We start from the raw sequence: 16,585 nt of genomic DNA on the forward strand, positions 1-16,585 counted from the left end.
TTCTATAAGTATATTCACCTGCTAAAAAAACGTTTTCATACATTACATTTCTGTAATTTTATTTCTGTAATTTTATTTCTGTAACGGGATGATATTTAGGTGTATCTTTTACATTCGATCTGTATAGTGTCACAGTATCCACTGGAAATGATACCGGTTTTAATTCCTTTATATCCTCTATATGAAACATCGCCTCTCCTATCCATTTACGCGCAATCGTAATATGCGGGTGAAAGGGCCGCGTTTCAAGTGAAAAACCACTACGTTCACAAATGCTATGCACTTTCTTTTGTAAATGAAGCAACGCTTTACTTTCTTCTAATCCAGCCCAAAATATACGTGGACGTTCTGGAATACCAAAGGTAGAAAATCCTTGTAATAAAAGCGAAAATTCCTGTTCATTTTTAAGAAGATGCAATCCCTCTTTTATCTCTTGTAACTGCTCTTGCGTTGCACTGCCTAAAAAGGCCAGTGTAATATGATAGTCTTCTTTATGCACCCATGAGCGAAATGGTAACGTATCGTTCATTTCTTCCTTATAATTTGCCAATCGTTCTTTTATATCATGCGGTAACGTAACTGCTATAAAATAATGTGGTACCATATTATATCTTCTCCTTTTTATTATTGTTGCTCTTCTTTCCTATCTCATTCAATTATTAAAAAGAAGCCCGCCCTCCAAATGAAGGGCGGATACCTCGTAAGACTACAACTTGTTTTATTTTGCCAATTCATAAATAGCTTGTGCATAAATGGCTGTTGCTTTTAATAAATCTTCAATTTCAATATACTCATCTTTTTGATGGGCAAGATCTTCTTTTCCAGGGAATAGCGGTCCAAACGCTACACCAGCTTGCAATGCGCGGGCATATGTACCGCCACCAATCGCTAATAGTTCAGCCTTTTCACCTGTTTGTTCCTCATATACGCGCTGTAATGTACGAATTAATACATGATCTTTATCAACATGATGCGGATGAGAATTCGAATAGTTTGCTACTTTAAATCCTTTTGTACGTACATATTCTTTTAATCGATCAATTGTCTCTTCAAATTGGGTTGTGACAGGATAACGTATATTTATTCCTAAAGTCCCGCCCTCTTCTTCCGCAAACGAAAAACGACCGACGTTCACTGTTAAAGGTCCGCTAATTTCATCTTCATAGGCAATTCCTGCTTTTTCTCCCCGTGTATCATCGATAAATGTTTCTGCAATAAAAGAAATAAAAGAAGCTCCTTTTTCAGCAAGTTCTATCGTTTGTAAAAATTGAGCTAGTAACAGCCCTGCATTCTCTCCTTTTTCAGGAGTAGAACCGTGAGCTGATACACCCTCTATTTGTAATGTGACAATATTTCCTTCCATCGACTTCTTACCTATTTTTTGAACCGATTGTAAATATTGTTCATAATCTTCTACAAGTGTACTTCCTGTTTCAGTCTTAATTTTCGCTTCAGCAAAATCAGGTACCATATTTAAACGGCGACCAGCAGAGAATGAAATAAGCTCATACTCTCCCCCTTTTGCTTTCTCAACATTTTGTACAACTTGTATATCAGAAATTCCTTTTTCAGCATTAATAATTGGGAAATCCGCATCTGGAACAAAACTAATTGTCGGCATTTCTTCCTTCTTAAAATAATGATCTACACATTTCCAATCGCTTTCTTCATCTGTTCCTAAAATCATACGAACGCGCTTAGAAAGCGGTAATCCTAGCTCTTTCACAATTTTCATTGCATAGTAAGCTGCCATTGTTGGACCCTTATCATCAATGGCCCCGCGTGCAAAAATCTTGCCATCACGAATATCAGCGCTATACGCAGGAGTTGTCCAGCCATCTCCTTCCGGCACAACATCAACATGACATAGAATACCAACTAACTCTTTCCCTTGTCCCATTTCCAGATGACCTGCATATCCTTCTACATTTTTCGAAGTAAATCCTTCTTCTTCTCCCTTATGTAACATGAAAGATAGTGCCTTCGCTACACCTTCACCAAACGGCGCGCCTTCTCTCGCACTTTCTTCATCTAAAACACTTTTGATTTGCAAGAATTGCTGCGTATCACGAATTAAGTCATTCTTGCGTTTCTCAACTTCTTTCATCCAATGAATTGCTGACATTACGTCTTCACCTTCTTCTCTATTCTTTCTTTCATCATAGCAAACACAAATCTCTTATATCAATAAAGAGAGAATGAATAACGAACAATTGTAATATTTCAGATATTTCTCATTAGTTTTTCTTTTATTTTTCTAAAAAAATTTGCAGGAATTTGACGTTTTACGTAGAAAGTTATTGGTAGTTGACCATAGAGATATAGAATGTCAACTACCAATATTTTTCTATTTTATTATTTGTTAAACTTTTGTAAAATTTAAGTAAGTTAAAGCATGAATTTTGTCATGTGGAGTACAATGGTAGTAACGACCTTCTTTCCTGAATGGGGTCAAAAAAACTAGTAGAGGAGTGGTTTTCTCTTGAAACCTACAACTACTCGTATGCTAACACGCATTAAATCGATTTATATGTACATCAATGAAAATGGTACGGTAACGACGAAAGACCTTGTAGATGAGTTCGGGATTACACCGCGAACTATACAACGCGATCTGAACGTGTTGCAGTTTAATGAACTCGTGTATAGCCCTTGCCGCGGTAAGTGGACAACGACAGGAAAGAAAGTGAGAATGACCTCATAACGAAAACAATTATATGTAAAATAAATACATACCCCTTTCTATTCATTTAGAAAGGGGTTCTTTCTGCACCTTGAAATCGGTATCACTCTTGATTTTCGTGTTGCACTTGATACATTTTTAACATTTCAACCTCTTCATCTGTTAACTCACGGTATTGCCCAAGTTCTAATTCCTCATCTAGCATTAAAGGTCCCATCTCTACTCTCTTCAAGTAGACAACTTTTTTTCCAACAGCTTCAAACATGCGCTTTACTTGATGGAATTTACCTTCTGTAATTACAAGCTCAATTTCAGATATATCATCGCTGTTTAAAATTATTAGTTCGCCAGGCTTTGTTTCATAGCCATCATCTAAAATAACACCTTTTGCAAAGTCTTCCACATCTTTTTCTGTAACTACCCCTTCTATATGTGCATAATATTTTTTCGGCACATGCTTTTTCGGTGATAGGAGCTGATGCGTCAACTTTCCGTCATTTGTTAATAACAGCAAACCTTCTGTATCAATATCAAGTCTTCCAACTGGAAACGGATTAAAGATTGCATCTTCAAATTCCAGTAGATCAACAACCGTTTCATGATGGTCATCTTCTGTTGCAGAAATGACCCCTTGTGGTTTATGCATCATTAAATAAACAAACTCTTTATATTCAACAACTTCACCATAAATTGTAACTTCTTGCTTTTCTATATTCACATGAAACTTTGCATCTTTGACTGGTTTTCCGTCAATCTTTACGACGCCGTCTTTCAATAATTTTTTTACTTCTTTCCTACTCCCATATCCCATATTTGCTAATAATTTATCTAATCGCATTCAATCACCTTCTTTATTTATCATAGAAAAAGGACGCTACTTACGCCCCTTTTGATTTCATTTTTATTTTTAATTTACTGCCAAGTTTACGCTGAATCTTTTCTAATGCTTCCCCACCAAATACTCTTTCAAGTACACCTGTACGAATTGCTAAATATCCATAAACAAGTCCGCCAATGCACGCACAAATTATGGTAGTAACAAGCGCTCCCATACGACTTTCAGATGAAATGATAAAGGAGAGAATTCCTTGTGATAGTTTCACAACAACAACCATCACAAGTGTTAACACTGCAATTTGAAACGTTCTTTTATAAACAACGTCAAATGAGTAATGTGCATATCTTCGAATTTGTTTGTTTGTATACCAAATGGAAGCTAAGAATCCTACACCTGTTGCTAAAATAGCTCCAACGGTTCCGAAGTAGCGAATAAAAATGACATTGCATAAAAACTTCAAGATAACCCCCATCACAAGGGCAATAATTGCATGTTTTTGTTGGTTAATCCCTTGCAGAATCGCTGCCGTTACTGTAAATAAAGCAAAAAGTAATGCAACTGGTGCGTACCACATTAACACTTGTCCACCAAGCGGGTCTGCCTCATAAAATGCAGTGTAAATCGGATATGCCAGTATCGAAATTCCTACAACTGCCGGTAATGTCAAAAACATGTTTGCTTGAAATGTTTGTGTAATCTGTAATTTTAAATAGCGGAATTGTTTTTCTGTAAATGATTTCGTAATTGCCGGCACAAGCGTTAAGCTAAAAGCTGTCGCAAGTGAAACAGGGATCATAATTAATTTGTGCGTCCACATTGTAAAAATCCCAAGTGCTCGCTCTGCAATATCTCCTTGTCCAATTGCTTGCATAATCGCATTAAATGTCAACGTATCAATTTGTTGATATAAAGGAATTGTTAAACCAATGACGACATATGGAATTGCATAAGCAAATAACTCTTTAAACAATTGAACCGTACTTACCGTTGATTCCGGCACTGTTTGTTCGATTAAATATTGATCAAGATGCTTTTTACGTTTCAACCAGTACCATATGAGTACACCAAGCGCTCCAACAGCGGAAACAAATGCTGCAAAAGTCGCTACACCAACCGCTGTCGCCACAGATCCACCTATTATTTTAATAACAATGAAACTACCCACTAATAAGAAAACGATGCGGATAATTTGTTCAATAATTTGCGAAATTGTCGTTGGCCCCATTGATTGATGCCCTTGAAAATAACCACGAATTAAACTTGCTGCTGGTACAACAATGAGCGCAAAACTTACAAGACGAATAATCATTGTAACCTCTTCTACACTACTGTGTATACTTTGTTTACCAAGCATTGCTTCGGCAAATAAAGGTGCGCTTATATAGAGAACTAAGAACGAAAGCAGGCCTGTTACAATCATCATAACCATTCCCGAGCGGAACATTCGTCTACTTGTTTTATAATCGCCAAGCGCATTGTATTTGGAAACAAATTTTGAAACTGCAAGCGGCACCCCTGCCGTTGCGATACTTAAAAAGATTGTATATGGAATGTATCCATATGTATAGAGCGTTCCGCCTTCTGTGCCTACTAATGCATGAAATGGAAAGACATAAATCATGCCTAAGAACTTTACGAGAAATGTCCCTAACGTCACAATAAGCGTTCCGCGCAGAAATTTTGAATCGGACATAAATAAATCCTCCTACATATGATAACGCTGAACTCTAACCTTTGTATTGTACCACAATCTTCGTTGAAACATCATCTCACTGTATTTTTCTTTTCTTTAAAAACATGCTATTCTTTTAGGCAGGAAATGTAGAAAATGAGGTCGATTATTATGCATTATGATGTTATTGTCATCGGAGGAGGCCCTTCCGGACTGATGGCGGCAATTGGCGCTGCTGAAGAAGGCGCACGCGTCCTACTTCTTGATAAAGGAAATAAATTAGGGCGCAAACTTGCAATTTCTGGCGGTGGACGTTGCAATGTAACAAACCGTTTGCCACTTGATGAAATTGTTAAGCATATTCCAGGAAACGGACGCTTTTTATACAGTGCTTTTTCTATCTTTAATAATGAAGATATTATTACATTCTTCGAAAATCTTGGCGTCAAACTGAAAGAAGAAGATCACGGACGCATGTTCCCTGCCTCCAATAAAGCGCAGTCTGTTGTCGATGCTTTATTAGCACGATTAAAAGAATTAGGTGTGAAAACTCGTACAGATACACCTGTTGAAACCGTTGAATATGAAAATAGTCAAACGAAAGCTGTCGTTCTGAAAACAGGAGAAATTTTAGAAACAAATCATGTTGTTATTGCTGTGGGCGGAAAATCCGTTCCTCATACCGGCTCAACTGGAGATGGGTACGCTTGGGCCAATAAAGCAGGACATACTATTACCGAACTCTTTCCAACAGAAGTACCTATTCTTTCAAATGAACCATTCATTCAGGATCGTACGCTGCAAGGTCTTGCACTTCGCGATGTCAACCTTAGCGTTTTAAATCCGAAAGGAAAGACAATTATCTCTCATAAAATGGATATGTTATTTACACATTTCGGTATCTCTGGACCGGCCGCTCTTCGCTGTAGCCAGTTTGTTGTAAAAGCACTGAAAAAATTTAAAACAAATCACATTCAAATGAGCATCGATGCATTACCTGATGAAAATAATGAACAACTCTTCCAGCGCATGATGAAACAAATTAAGGAAGAACCGAAAAAGGGCATCAAAAATGTGCTAAAAGGTTTCGTACCAGAACGATACTTCTTATTTTTATTAGAGCGCAATGAAATTGATGGGAGTCAGCAAGCAGGGCAAGTATCTCACGAAAAAATCCGAGCACTTGCAAAAGAATTTAAAGAGTTCACCTTTACAGTAAATGGGACGCAACCTATTGAAAAAGCATTTGTGACAGGTGGTGGTGTTTCCGTTAAAGAAATTTATCCGAAAGAAATGGCTTCAAAATTAATGAACGGTCTTTATTTTTGCGGAGAAATTCTTGATATTCACGGATATACAGGTGGCTACAATATTACATCTGCCCTCGTTACCGGTCGAATTGCTGGAATGACAGCAGGACAACGCGCCATTCTAGAAAGAAACATGCATTAAGGAACGCCGTCTTTTATCATCAAGTACACGGATATTCTTTGTCAAATTACCGATAAGCTAGCTCTCTTCAGCAAAAAAGAAACAGACTTCCTGTTTCTTTTTTGTTGCTTTCTATAGCTTAGTACCTTTATATTTTATAATGTTGAATAATTGTAACAAAGGGGAAAACATATGAGAAAAAAAGTCATGATATCTTTAATGTTAATGACGTTTCTTTCCGCTGTGGAAGGAACGATTGTCAGTACAGCTATCCCCCGCATAACAAGCGACTTATCCGGCGTCGAACTTGTTAGCTGGGTATATGCCATTTATATGTTAGCAACAGCAGTTTCCACGCCAATTTACGGAAAGCTAGCAGACTTATTTGGTAGAAAGAAAGTACTTCTTATTGGTGCAACAATTTTCTTAATCGGTTCTGCGCTTTGCGGAATTGTTACATCAATGGAACAATTAATTATTTTTCGTGCGCTTCAAGGTATCGGAGCTGGCGCCGTTATGCCAATTACGATGACAATTATTGGAGACTTATATAGTGAGGCAAAAGAGCGTGCAAAAGCACAAGGTTGGATGAGTGCTGTTTGGGGCGTTTCTGGTGTTGTTGGGCCATTAGTGGGAGGCTTTTTAGTAGATTCCCTTTCTTGGCGCTATATTTTCTTCTTAAATGTGCCATTTGGAATTCTTGCCTGCTTCATGATTGTAATTTCCTACAAAGAATCTGTTCAATCAGCAAAACATCATATCGATTACGCTGGGGCAACGATTTTTTCACTAGGTACAATCGCTTTACTATACGCACTTTTAACAGGAAGTAGTAAGCAAAACTGGGGAGATATCACGATTATCGGCCTACTAATCGGTGCCGCTATTGCATTTATTCTTTTCTTATTTGTGGAAAAGAAATCTCCTGAACCATTAATTCCTTTAACACTTTTTTCGAACCGCACATTATCAACTGTAAACCTATTAACACTTATTGCAGGTGCAATGATTATTAGTATTACGATGTACCTTCCGATTTGGAGCCAAGGTGTATTAGGAAAAAATGCAACAGAAGCTGGACTTATTTTAATGCCAATTCCTGTTTTATGGACATTTGGCTCCATTTTTTCTGGCAATTTAGTTGGTAAGTTACAAACGAAACAAATCATTTTAATTGGAGCTAGCATCTTATCCGTTGCTACATTCCTATTATTTACGTTATCAACTCACTCACCATCATTTCTTATTTATATAGCAGTAGGGCTGTTCGGTTTAGGAATGGGACTTATTACACCGATTTATATGGTCACAATCCAAGCAGCAGTTCCTGCCCGTACACGAGGTACAGCAGTTGGTTTAAATACATTCATCAATACATTTAGCCAAACATTAGGAGCCGCTATCTTTGGAACTATTTTTAATACAATGATCCATAAACAAGGAATGCAAAGCGTTAATCTCGTCTCAGGTGGACACGGGGGAGCAACAAATATAATAACAAAGTCACAGGAAGCATTAGCTTCTAGTGTACACGTTATTTATATGGGCACTTTCATATTGGCGGTGTTTACATTCATTATTGGTTGGCTTCTATTAAAACCAGCTCCGCAAACAAGTGAATAATAAAGCGAGGATGACCTTCCGCGGTCATCCTCTTTTTTTACTCTTCATTTTCAACTATATATTTCAGCATGGACAATTTGTTATTCCAAAATTGTTCATAATACGAGAGCCATTCACGTATTTCAGCTAACGGTTCCGGATGCAAACAATATATTTTTTCTCGTCCGCTCTTCCTTCCACTTACTAAATTTGCCTCTGAAAGAATATGAAGATGCTTTACCACAGCTGTTCGGCTTATCGAAAAGTGAGCAGCTATTTTCGAAATTGACAACTCTTCTTCAGTTAGTAAACGAAGGACTTCTCGGCGTGTTGGGTCAGCAATTGCTTGAAATACATCATATTTTACCGCTGAGGAAGACATCTATCCCTCAACAACCTTTTTCAGTTTTTCATTTACAATCGCTACCCAGCCACCAGCCATTCTATCACGAATAACAGATACTTTTTCATTTGCTTTTGCAATTGTCTCCTCAGGTTGTTTCCATCCACTATGAATAAGAGTAAATTCTGTTTTATCTCCTAAGTCTTTCAAAATAAACGAAACAATCCAACCATCTGTATCCCATGAAAAAATGAAACGATTCGGTTCATCAATTTCTAATACTTTACACGGTGATGGTCCAAAAGGCGATTGTACATGAAATTCATGTTCTACCTTTGGTTCAAGGTTATTTGGCATAAACCAAGCGGCAACCCCTTCAGCAGTCGATACTTTATCCCATACTTTTTGAATTGGCGCATGAAAAATAGCGGTCTGTACAATATCTTGTACCATATCTTTTTGTTTCATTTTCTCTCTCCTTTATGTAACTCCAAAATGTAACACCTTTTGGTTTCATTTTATACAATATAACACTTTTTGGTTTCATGTCAACAATATGCATTTTAGACTGTTGAGAAACTCTCAACATTTTTTCAACAGGACAAACACACTCTCAACATTTCCTCATAATATGCTCACAAAGGTAAATAAAAAAGAAAAACCTCACGCATCATTTACGATGCGTGAATGATCAATCTACCTTACTTGCTTTTAGTCTCTCCTCCTTCCCATGGGATTAATAAGCAAACAAATATAATTGTGAAGGTACGCCCACAACTTATATTGCTCTATGAACAGGTAGTACTTCCTCAACATTTTGAACACGACAATTTGGCGAGAATCTGCATCTACTACTTGTTCTTTTTTTCAATCAGCTATAAAAATTCACTATAAAATAAAGGAGAGGAAAGTTATGTACTACTGCATTAGTTGTTCTGAAATCCATCTAAAAAAAAGTAACAATGATAAAATATTTAAAAATGGTTTTTACATCGATCCTTTTTTAGGTGAACGTTATCACCTAGGTATGTGTAAAAACGTACATGATGCCAAAACTGAGGAAGTTGTTTTACCAGAAGCAAACACTAAAGCAACTCCATCTATTATGAATACTTTACCCACACATGTCGTCCCTACTTAAAAACATAAAAAAGAGCTGGAAAACTCCAGCTCTTTTTTATGTTTTATAGACGATCATTGCAGAAAAACAATAAATTTGATTTTCATCATCATTAATTGAAACCCCAACTTGATATTTAATATCTATCAGTTGTTCATCATTCAATTTCTTTAAAAAAACATTCACAGCATCTTCTAAATCTTTTTCATGACTTTCATCAAATACTTTCACGCGAATCATTTGAACACCGTCCTAGATCGCAGCTCTCCGCCACTAAATGATTGCCACGGTGCGTATCTATGATGCGATAAAATTTTCCACCTTCATGTACATATCCGTCTTCTAACACATACTGTTTCTCTTCAGTATTGACATAAAATTTACCTATCATAAATTTATTTGTATATAATTCCAAGTAATCTGCTTTAAATTTAGCTACTACATGATTTGTAATATCGATTTTAATTGTGCGTCTCACCTTTTCTCCCTCCTTTAATAAAGAACGGATTTAGGTATATTGTATTAACGATTTTACATTTTATGCTTCCTTTTAAGTGGATATGCCTTGTATTTACTCCATCATATCCTCCCTCTATCTCTTCGTTCTTCCTCAAAAAAGCCACCTTCCTATTGACCAACAACTAATCAATATGGTATTATATAAAATTTGACTTTTTAAAAACATTTATGTTATACTAAAACTAGTTACAACATCTGGAGGTGGATGATTTGTTTCAAATTGGTGATAAAATTGTTTACCCTATGCATGGAGCTGGAATCATTGAGGCGATTGAAGATAAAGAAGTGTTAGGTACGACACGTCAATATTGCGTTATACACATGGTGATTAGCGATATGCAAGTAATGATTCCTATGGATAAAGTTCAAGATTCTGGCATACGTTATGTCGTGGATCAAACAACATTAAGTCACGCTTTAGTTGACGTTCATAACGGAGAACCAGACGAATCACTCTCATGGAAACAAAGATATACATTAAATATGGAAAAGATGAAGAGCGGTGATTTTGTAGACGGAGCTGAAGTCGTACGTGATTTACTCCACCGCAATAAAGAACGAACATTAAACGCGAGTGAAAAACAAATGTTAGACAATGCACGCAGAATCTTAATTAGTGAAGTCGCACTTGTTCAAGATGTTTCCGAAAATCAAGCAACCGATTTCTTACGAAATACGATTAATCATTAATAAAATACACATCTACAACGCAAACATAGTCAAACGCTTTTTTTTTTGCGCAAAAATTATTGCTAATCATAAATATCCTAAAGTTTCAACTTAGAAAAAAAGAAGAGACGCTCATCTAAGCGTCTCTTCTTTTTTTCTAAGTTTATACATGATTTACATTTCATAAGACGTTACGTTTCCAACCTAATAATTGATGAAAAATATTGAGCAGTTTCAGTATACCATCACGATCAATCATAGCCTTATGCAATGTTACATATAAAGCGAAACTTGAATCAGTGGGGGTTTGATCATGTTTACGTTTATTCCGATTTCATAATATTACCAATACACTTCTTACCCTTTTGCAATTCCTAGCATAATTCCAGCTGCAATAATGAAAAGAATCCCAATGATAATTGCAATAAATTGACGCTTTGTCTTCTTTTCACCTAATATAAAAATTCCACCTAAAGTTGAAATCACAATTCCCATTTGTGAAAGAGAAAAACTAGTTGCTACTCCTACGCGTGGTTGTGAAATAAATAAAAACATATTTCCAGCTGCCCAAATTAGGCCTGGAATGATATTTCGAATTGCATATTTATTAAATGGCTTATGCCGAAATGTTAGTAAAATACCGCCTATTACCATTCCAATTGCTTGCGGCAATAAAGCCGACCATCCATTTACATGAAATAAGCGTATAACTACGACATATACTAAGTAACCGAAAGTTGAAACGAGTAAAATTATAATTCCTTTTTTAAAATTTCCTGCATGCGCTTCATTCTTTTCTTCTTCACTTTGAAGTGATGTCAAAACAATCCCAACAATGATACAAATGATTGCAAGAATACCTAATACAATAGATACGGTTGTTGACCATTCACGAAAAATTAAAACTCCAAATAAAGTTGTCGCGACTAATTGCATCCCTGTTGAAATCGGCATTGTTTTCGAAACGCCCAGCAAATCAATACTTTTTAATTGATTCGCTTGCCCGAGCGCCCAAAATAATCCCGATACAATTCCTACACCAATCACTACCGGTGTTAGCACTGGTTGTACAAAGATATAAATACCTATCGAAAAAATAAGTGCGCCTAATGTTGTTCCGAGCGTTTGACTATATGGGCCTCCGCCAAGTTTCACATTAAAAAGTACAATACTTCCCCAAAATAACGCAGGTAAAATCGCTAAAAAGATATCCATTTTCCCAAACCTTTCTATGCTAAAATCTATAACATTTTGTATCCTTTATATTCCCCTCAATCTTTTAAAACAATACAAAAAACAGCAGGCTTCTAGTTTTTCAACTGAAACCATGCTGCTCTCTTTTTCAAACAATGGAATTATTTATGATTTAACATAAGCAATAACTTTTCTTGACTATACATCCAAACTGTAATAATGAGACAAGCAAGTGCTACTTCTGAAAGTGCCATAAATCCAATTGCATAATGACCTGTTAATTGGAACAGTACTGTTAAAATAAGCGGAGGGAAAAATCCACCTAATCCACCTAATGCTGCCACAAGTCCATTTACAACCCCTGCTTGCTTAGAAAAATACATCGGTACAAGTTTAAAGACTGTACCATTTCCAATTCCTGCACAAAATGCAACGAGTAAACAACCAAATGTATAGACATTCATGCTTGGCATAAATGATAAAATAATACCCGATAATGTCAATCCAATAAATACAAAGATTAAAATTTTAAATGGATTAAACTTATCACCAAGCCAACCACCTATCGGGCGCATAATTGTTGCTAATACAATAAATCCAGCTGTTCTCATACCTGCATCGACTTTTTCTAATCCAAAGTGAGACACTAAAAAGTTTGGTAAGTACACTGTAAAGGCAACAAATGATCCAAACGTTAAGAAATAGAAAATACATAAGAACCAAAGTTTCTCGTTTTTATACACACCTTTTAATTGTTCCAGTAATGGTGTATTCACTTTTCTTTCGTTGCGATCCCCTAATAAGAAATTTAATAACGCAAATAATGCTAATAAAATTAAAAATGACTGTACAGTTGCTCTCCAACCAAATGAACTTGCAATGACTGGTGCTAAAAAAGAAGTAACTGCTGTTCCTGCATTTCCTGCCCCATAAATACCATTTACAAAACCGTGACGTTCTTTCGGATAATATTTCGGTAATGACGTCACACCTACAGAAAATACAGCGCCACCAATCCCTACGAATAGGCCACCAATAATTAAGTCCATCATAGAGTTTGCAATACTAACATAAAAAACAGGGAATAGTAAAATAATAAAACTGATAAAGAATAATTTTCTTGCTCCATATCGGTTTGTCCAATACCCAATTGGTATTCGAAGCACCGATCCTAAAATAACAGGTACTGCTGTTACAAGGGAGATTTGTCCTGCCGTTAACGTAATATCTGTTTTAATAAATGGCATTAACGAAGATAAAATCACCCATACCATAAAACCAATAATAAGATTAGAAGTTTGTAATCCTAACTGAAAATTCGGACTTCTCATCTTTTCCGCCTCCTAATTTGTTCAATATTTCACAATTTTATATTCATTCCCTCCAGTCTAATCACGCAATCTCGTGATTAGACTGGAAAAAATCAACCTCCACTTACAGGTGGAATAAGTGCGACAACATCGCCCGCCTGAATTGTATCCGTATCATTTGCATATTCTTCATTAATTGCAACCATAATTTGCTGGTCAACTGATAAATGATACTCTTTTACAAGCAACTGTTTTAACTCTGTAACTGTTATATTGTCACATTCTATTTTCAGTTCACTTGTTCCAGCTTCTTCTTGCAAATTCGCGAACAATAATACTTGAATCATGATTCCAGCTCCTTTCCCGGTTCTCCATCTGGATACGATACTCTTTCTAATTGATCACCAATCCACGAATCGCCATCTTCCCAAAATTCTTTTTTCCAAATGGGTACAATTTGTTTGATTCGTTCCATAATATATTCATTCGCTTCATAAGCAGCTTTTCGATGCGGTGTTGACACCGCAACAACAACTGCGATATCAGAAATTTGAAGGGTACCAGTGCGATGCGTAATCGCAACATGTGTCCCCGGCCATTTTTCTTTCACTTCCGCACCAATTTTTGCAAGCATTTTTTCAGCCATTGTTTTATAAGCGACATACTCTAAATATAATGTACGGCGCCCTTTCGTAAATTCCCTAACGGTCCCAATAAAGGTTGTTACTGCGCCGCATTCTCGGCTAATCACTTTATTTGTTACTTCTTCAATTGAAATCGGTGTATCAATTACTTCATAATACGTATATATCATTTTGCACCCCTTACCATTTCTACAAGCCATTTCATATAAGAATCGGCATCTGTTATATGAAATATTTTATATGTTTTTTGTAACTGTAAAATCGCTTCATCCCAAGCAATCACAGCTTTTATGTTATCTACTTGTTCCAATAAAGACATATCATCTAGCGAACGAAGTAAGACAACTTTCGGATATGATTCTGTTTTATATCCTTCTATTAAAATGAGATCTACTGCAAAGAATTCATATAACTGAATTACATCCTTTAATACCCAATGATTACGAAGTGCTGAAATAGATAACAACCCAGCTCCTTCTACACCACTTACGACTGCACCAGCTTGTCTATGCCGTTCACTATCTTTTTGCGGAAGTTCAGGAAACCCACCATGACCATGATGCTTAATCGTAGCAACTTTCCTTCCTTCGTTTGAAAAAGCATGAACTAACTTCTCCATTAATGTTGTTTTCCCACTATTTTGATACCCTACTATTTGTAAGATTGGAGTGGCTCTGCCCATGGCCATTCACTTCCTTGACTCGAATCAAGCAGTAGAACAGAGACGGTCATACCTGTTTCGAACCCTCGCGTTCCTCCTGGTAATACAATGAATGCATTTGCCTCTGCAAGAGACGATACTGCACTCGACTTATCCACCCCTACCGGAGTTGCATGTAACATACCATTTGCAACACTTACTTTCCCCCTTACAAAACGTGTGAATGGATTTGCTTTTGGGAAATCTTTTTGCAAAACGGCATCCGCGCGATATACATGTGGTTCCTTTGCATAAAGATACGTTTGTATAACTGGGTAAACGAATAATTCGAATCCAACATAGCAAGCCGATGGATTACCTGATAATCCGAATAACAGCTTTCCTCCCACTTCCGCTACTGTTGTTACACTACCTGGTCTCATGGCAACCTTATTAAATAGTACATTCGCCTGTAATCGTTCATAAATAGCAGGTAAATAGTCATAATCCCCTACTGAAACACCGCCGGTTGTAATTAAAATATCAACTTCATCCAGCGCCGCTTTCATAGCTTCATAACAGGCATCCAATTTATCTGCAAGTTGCCCATAATACCGCACTTTTCCGCCTGCTTTCGCAATTTGAGCTGCGATCATATAGGAATTACTATTTCGAATTTTTCCCGGTTCAAGTGGTTCATGCACTTCTAACAGTTCACTTCCAGTCGTAATAATTCCCACAACTGGTTGTTTTACAACATGAACGGAACTGTATCCAAACGTTGCTAATAACGCTGCCACACCTGGATTTATTGTCGTTCCTTTTTTCACAAGCACATGATTTTTCTTTATATCTTCACCTTTAAATGACACATTATCTCCTGCTTGGAAAGAACGCTTTAACTTCATATATGTTTTGCCATCTCTTTTAAAGCTTTCTGTTAACTCTAACATAACAACAGTATTACATCCTTCTGGAATCGCTGCTCCTGTCATAATTCGAACAGCTTCAAATGCCTTCACTTCTCCTTGAAAAACAGAACCTGCTCCAATCTCTCCCACTACTTTAAATTCAATTGGATTACTTTGACTTGCCTCTTTCGTATCTTCTGCCCGAATTGCGAATCCATCATAAGGAGAACGATTGAAGTGAGGTACATCGTGATCAGCTACAACATCTTCTCCAAGTACTCTTCCATAACTCTCCATAAGAATCGTCTCTTCTATTTCACCGCGCTGAGCATATTTCATCACTCTCTTTACTGCTTCAGCAACTGGAATTGGTACTCGTTTTTCTAGCATTTTTTTCACCCCTGTTTGCAAAATATCACATCTTGATTACACTTTATATTGTACAATGCTAATCATACTAGCAATTACTTCAAGGAGGAATTCTATGTCTTCATTTACTCATTTTAATGATCAAGGCCGCGCTAAGATGGTCGATATTAGCGATAAAAAAGTAACAGTGCGCACTGCAATTGCTTGTTCTAGCATCCTTGTGACAAAAGAAATTTATGATAAAATCTCCCATCATGAAATTGGGAAAGGAGATGTACTAGGCGTCGCTCAAATCGCTGGTATTATGGCGGCGAAACGTACTTCCGATGTTATTCCAATGTGCCATCCCTTACTTTTAAAAGGAGTCGATGTTTCCTTTGATTGGAAACAAGAAAAAAAACAATATCGTTTACTTATTGAAGTAAAAGTAAAAACAGAAGGAAGTACAGGCGTTGAAATGGAAGCTTTAACAGCCGCTTCTATGACCGCTCTTACCGTGTATGATATGTGTAAAGCTGTCGATAAAGGAATGATTATCGGCGAAACATATCTTCTCGAAAAAACAGGAGGAAAAAGCGGCGACTATCTTCGACATTCATAAATACAATGCCATCCGCTAAACCTAAAGGTTGCCTTTAGG

At 36.7% G+C, this 16,585-nt stretch carries 20 protein-coding genes; 6 read left to right on the top strand and 14 right to left on the bottom strand.

The features are described 5' to 3' along the window. Nucleotides 1–58: 58 nt before the first annotated feature. Nucleotides 59–604 (bottom strand): RNA 2',3'-cyclic phosphodiesterase, encoded by a 546-nt coding sequence (gene thpR / locus MR063_RS04685; protein ID WP_242194286.1) that lies wholly within the window; start codon nucleotides 602–604, stop codon nucleotides 59–61. 114 nt (nucleotides 605–718) lie between these two features. After that, a complete protein-coding gene (gene pepV, locus MR063_RS04690; RefSeq protein ID WP_242194305.1) occupies nucleotides 719–2,125 on the bottom strand; it encodes a dipeptidase PepV in 1,407 nt (468 codons plus the stop codon). A 357-nt stretch (nucleotides 2,126–2,482) separates the two neighbouring features. Here pepV and MR063_RS04695 point away from each other — a divergent pair, with 357 nt between their 5' ends. Next, nucleotides 2,483–2,704 (top strand): DeoR family transcriptional regulator, encoded by a 222-nt coding sequence (locus MR063_RS04695; RefSeq protein WP_000805512.1) that lies wholly within the window; start codon nucleotides 2,483–2,485, stop codon nucleotides 2,702–2,704. An 82-nt stretch (nucleotides 2,705–2,786) separates the two neighbouring features. Here the strand turns inward: MR063_RS04695 and MR063_RS04700 are convergent, their stop codons facing one another. Beyond that, nucleotides 2,787–3,521 (bottom strand): pseudouridine synthase, encoded by a 735-nt coding sequence (locus MR063_RS04700; protein WP_242194308.1) that lies wholly within the window; start codon nucleotides 3,519–3,521, stop codon nucleotides 2,787–2,789. Between the two features lie 40 nt (nucleotides 3,522–3,561). Next, complete coding sequence (locus MR063_RS04705) at nucleotides 3,562–5,214, bottom strand: putative polysaccharide biosynthesis protein (RefSeq protein ID WP_242194323.1); 1,653 nt, start codon at nucleotides 5,212–5,214, stop codon at nucleotides 3,562–3,564. Nucleotides 5,215–5,364: 150 nt separating this feature from the next. Between MR063_RS04705 and MR063_RS04710 the strand changes: the two genes are divergently transcribed. Together MR063_RS04710 and MR063_RS04715 are read left to right on the top strand one after the other, a co-directional pair. Further along, the gene (locus MR063_RS04710; RefSeq protein ID WP_242194900.1) at nucleotides 5,365–6,645 is read left to right on the top strand and encodes a BaiN/RdsA family NAD(P)/FAD-dependent oxidoreductase; all 1,281 of its coding nucleotides are present in this window, start codon (nucleotides 5,365–5,367) and stop codon (nucleotides 6,643–6,645) included. A 171-nt stretch (nucleotides 6,646–6,816) separates the two neighbouring features. After that, nucleotides 6,817–8,247 carry an MDR family MFS transporter gene (locus tag MR063_RS04715; protein WP_242144185.1) on the top strand — a complete coding sequence of 477 codons (1,431 nt, stop codon included), beginning with the start codon at nucleotides 6,817–6,819 and terminating at the stop codon, nucleotides 8,245–8,247. A 37-nt stretch (nucleotides 8,248–8,284) separates the two neighbouring features. On the opposite strand, the gene MR063_RS04720 is transcribed toward MR063_RS04715, so the two are convergent. Together MR063_RS04720 and MR063_RS04725 are read right to left on the bottom strand one after the other, a co-directional pair. Further along, nucleotides 8,285–8,608 (bottom strand): ArsR/SmtB family transcription factor, encoded by a 324-nt coding sequence (locus MR063_RS04720; RefSeq protein WP_242194326.1) that lies wholly within the window; start codon nucleotides 8,606–8,608, stop codon nucleotides 8,285–8,287. After that, on the bottom strand, nucleotides 8,609–9,037 hold the full coding sequence (locus MR063_RS04725) for an SRPBCC family protein (protein WP_242194360.1): 429 nt from the start codon (nucleotides 9,035–9,037) through the stop codon (nucleotides 8,609–8,611). It abuts the gene before it with no gap. A 445-nt stretch (nucleotides 9,038–9,482) separates the two neighbouring features. On the opposite strand from MR063_RS04725, the gene MR063_RS04730 reads away from it, so the two are divergent. Next, nucleotides 9,483–9,710 carry a DUF3973 domain-containing protein gene (locus MR063_RS04730; protein WP_242144188.1) on the top strand — a complete coding sequence of 76 codons (228 nt, stop codon included), beginning with the start codon at nucleotides 9,483–9,485 and terminating at the stop codon, nucleotides 9,708–9,710. Nucleotides 9,711–9,746: 36 nt separating this feature from the next. On the opposite strand, the gene MR063_RS04735 is transcribed toward MR063_RS04730, so the two are convergent. Both MR063_RS04735 and MR063_RS04740 read right to left on the bottom strand, forming a co-directional pair. Then, entirely contained in the window at nucleotides 9,747–9,929 is a 183-nt protein-coding gene (locus MR063_RS04735; protein WP_012095843.1) for a sporulation protein Cse60, read from the bottom strand. Further along, a complete protein-coding gene (locus tag MR063_RS04740) occupies nucleotides 9,907–10,167 on the bottom strand; it encodes a DUF2553 family protein (RefSeq protein WP_242144189.1) in 261 nt (86 codons plus the stop codon). The genes MR063_RS04735 and MR063_RS04740 overlap by 23 nt, the downstream gene beginning before the upstream one ends. 251 nt (nucleotides 10,168–10,418) lie before the next feature. On the opposite strand from MR063_RS04740, the gene MR063_RS04745 reads away from it, so the two are divergent. After that, the gene (locus tag MR063_RS04745; RefSeq protein ID WP_242144190.1) at nucleotides 10,419–10,898 is read left to right on the top strand and encodes a CarD family transcriptional regulator; all 480 of its coding nucleotides are present in this window, start codon (nucleotides 10,419–10,421) and stop codon (nucleotides 10,896–10,898) included. Nucleotides 10,899–11,234: 336 nt separating this feature from the next. Here MR063_RS04745 and MR063_RS04750 read toward each other — a convergent pair whose 3' ends face one another. The 6 genes from MR063_RS04750 to MR063_RS04775 all read right to left on the bottom strand — a co-directional run bounded on the left by MR063_RS04750 (nucleotide 11,235) and on the right by MR063_RS04775 (nucleotide 15,966). Continuing rightward, complete coding sequence (locus tag MR063_RS04750; RefSeq protein WP_242144191.1) at nucleotides 11,235–12,092, bottom strand: RhaT/GlcU family sugar-proton symporter; 858 nt, start codon at nucleotides 12,090–12,092, stop codon at nucleotides 11,235–11,237. A gap of 140 nt (nucleotides 12,093–12,232) precedes the next feature. Then, nucleotides 12,233–13,402 (bottom strand): nitrate/nitrite transporter, encoded by a 1,170-nt coding sequence (locus MR063_RS04755; RefSeq protein WP_242194380.1) that lies wholly within the window; start codon nucleotides 13,400–13,402, stop codon nucleotides 12,233–12,235. Between the two features lie 92 nt (nucleotides 13,403–13,494). Then, nucleotides 13,495–13,728, bottom strand: coding sequence for a molybdopterin converting factor subunit 1 (moaD, locus tag MR063_RS04760; RefSeq protein ID WP_242194400.1), 234 nt, complete (start codon nucleotides 13,726–13,728; stop codon nucleotides 13,495–13,497). Further along, entirely contained in the window at nucleotides 13,725–14,195 is a 471-nt protein-coding gene (locus MR063_RS04765; protein ID WP_242194421.1) for a molybdenum cofactor biosynthesis protein MoaE, read from the bottom strand. Before MR063_RS04765 ends, moaD begins: the two co-directional genes overlap by 4 nt. Next, complete coding sequence (mobB, locus tag MR063_RS04770; protein WP_242194440.1) at nucleotides 14,192–14,713, bottom strand: molybdopterin-guanine dinucleotide biosynthesis protein B; 522 nt, start codon at nucleotides 14,711–14,713, stop codon at nucleotides 14,192–14,194. Before mobB ends, MR063_RS04765 begins: the two co-directional genes overlap by 4 nt. Beyond that, nucleotides 14,677–15,966 carry a molybdopterin molybdotransferase MoeA gene (locus MR063_RS04775; protein WP_242194443.1) on the bottom strand — a complete coding sequence of 430 codons (1,290 nt, stop codon included), beginning with the start codon at nucleotides 15,964–15,966 and terminating at the stop codon, nucleotides 14,677–14,679. The genes mobB and MR063_RS04775 overlap by 37 nt, the downstream gene beginning before the upstream one ends. Before the next feature lie 94 nt (nucleotides 15,967–16,060). Between MR063_RS04775 and moaC the strand changes: the two genes are divergently transcribed. Then, the gene (moaC, locus tag MR063_RS04780) at nucleotides 16,061–16,546 is read left to right on the top strand and encodes a cyclic pyranopterin monophosphate synthase MoaC (RefSeq protein ID WP_242194447.1); all 486 of its coding nucleotides are present in this window, start codon (nucleotides 16,061–16,063) and stop codon (nucleotides 16,544–16,546) included. Nucleotides 16,547–16,585: the final 39 nt, after the last annotated feature.

Source organism: Bacillus cereus group sp. BfR-BA-01492, from assembly GCF_022662815.1.
Classification (GTDB): domain Bacteria; phylum Bacillota; class Bacilli; order Bacillales; family Bacillaceae_G; genus Bacillus_A; species Bacillus_A cereus_BD.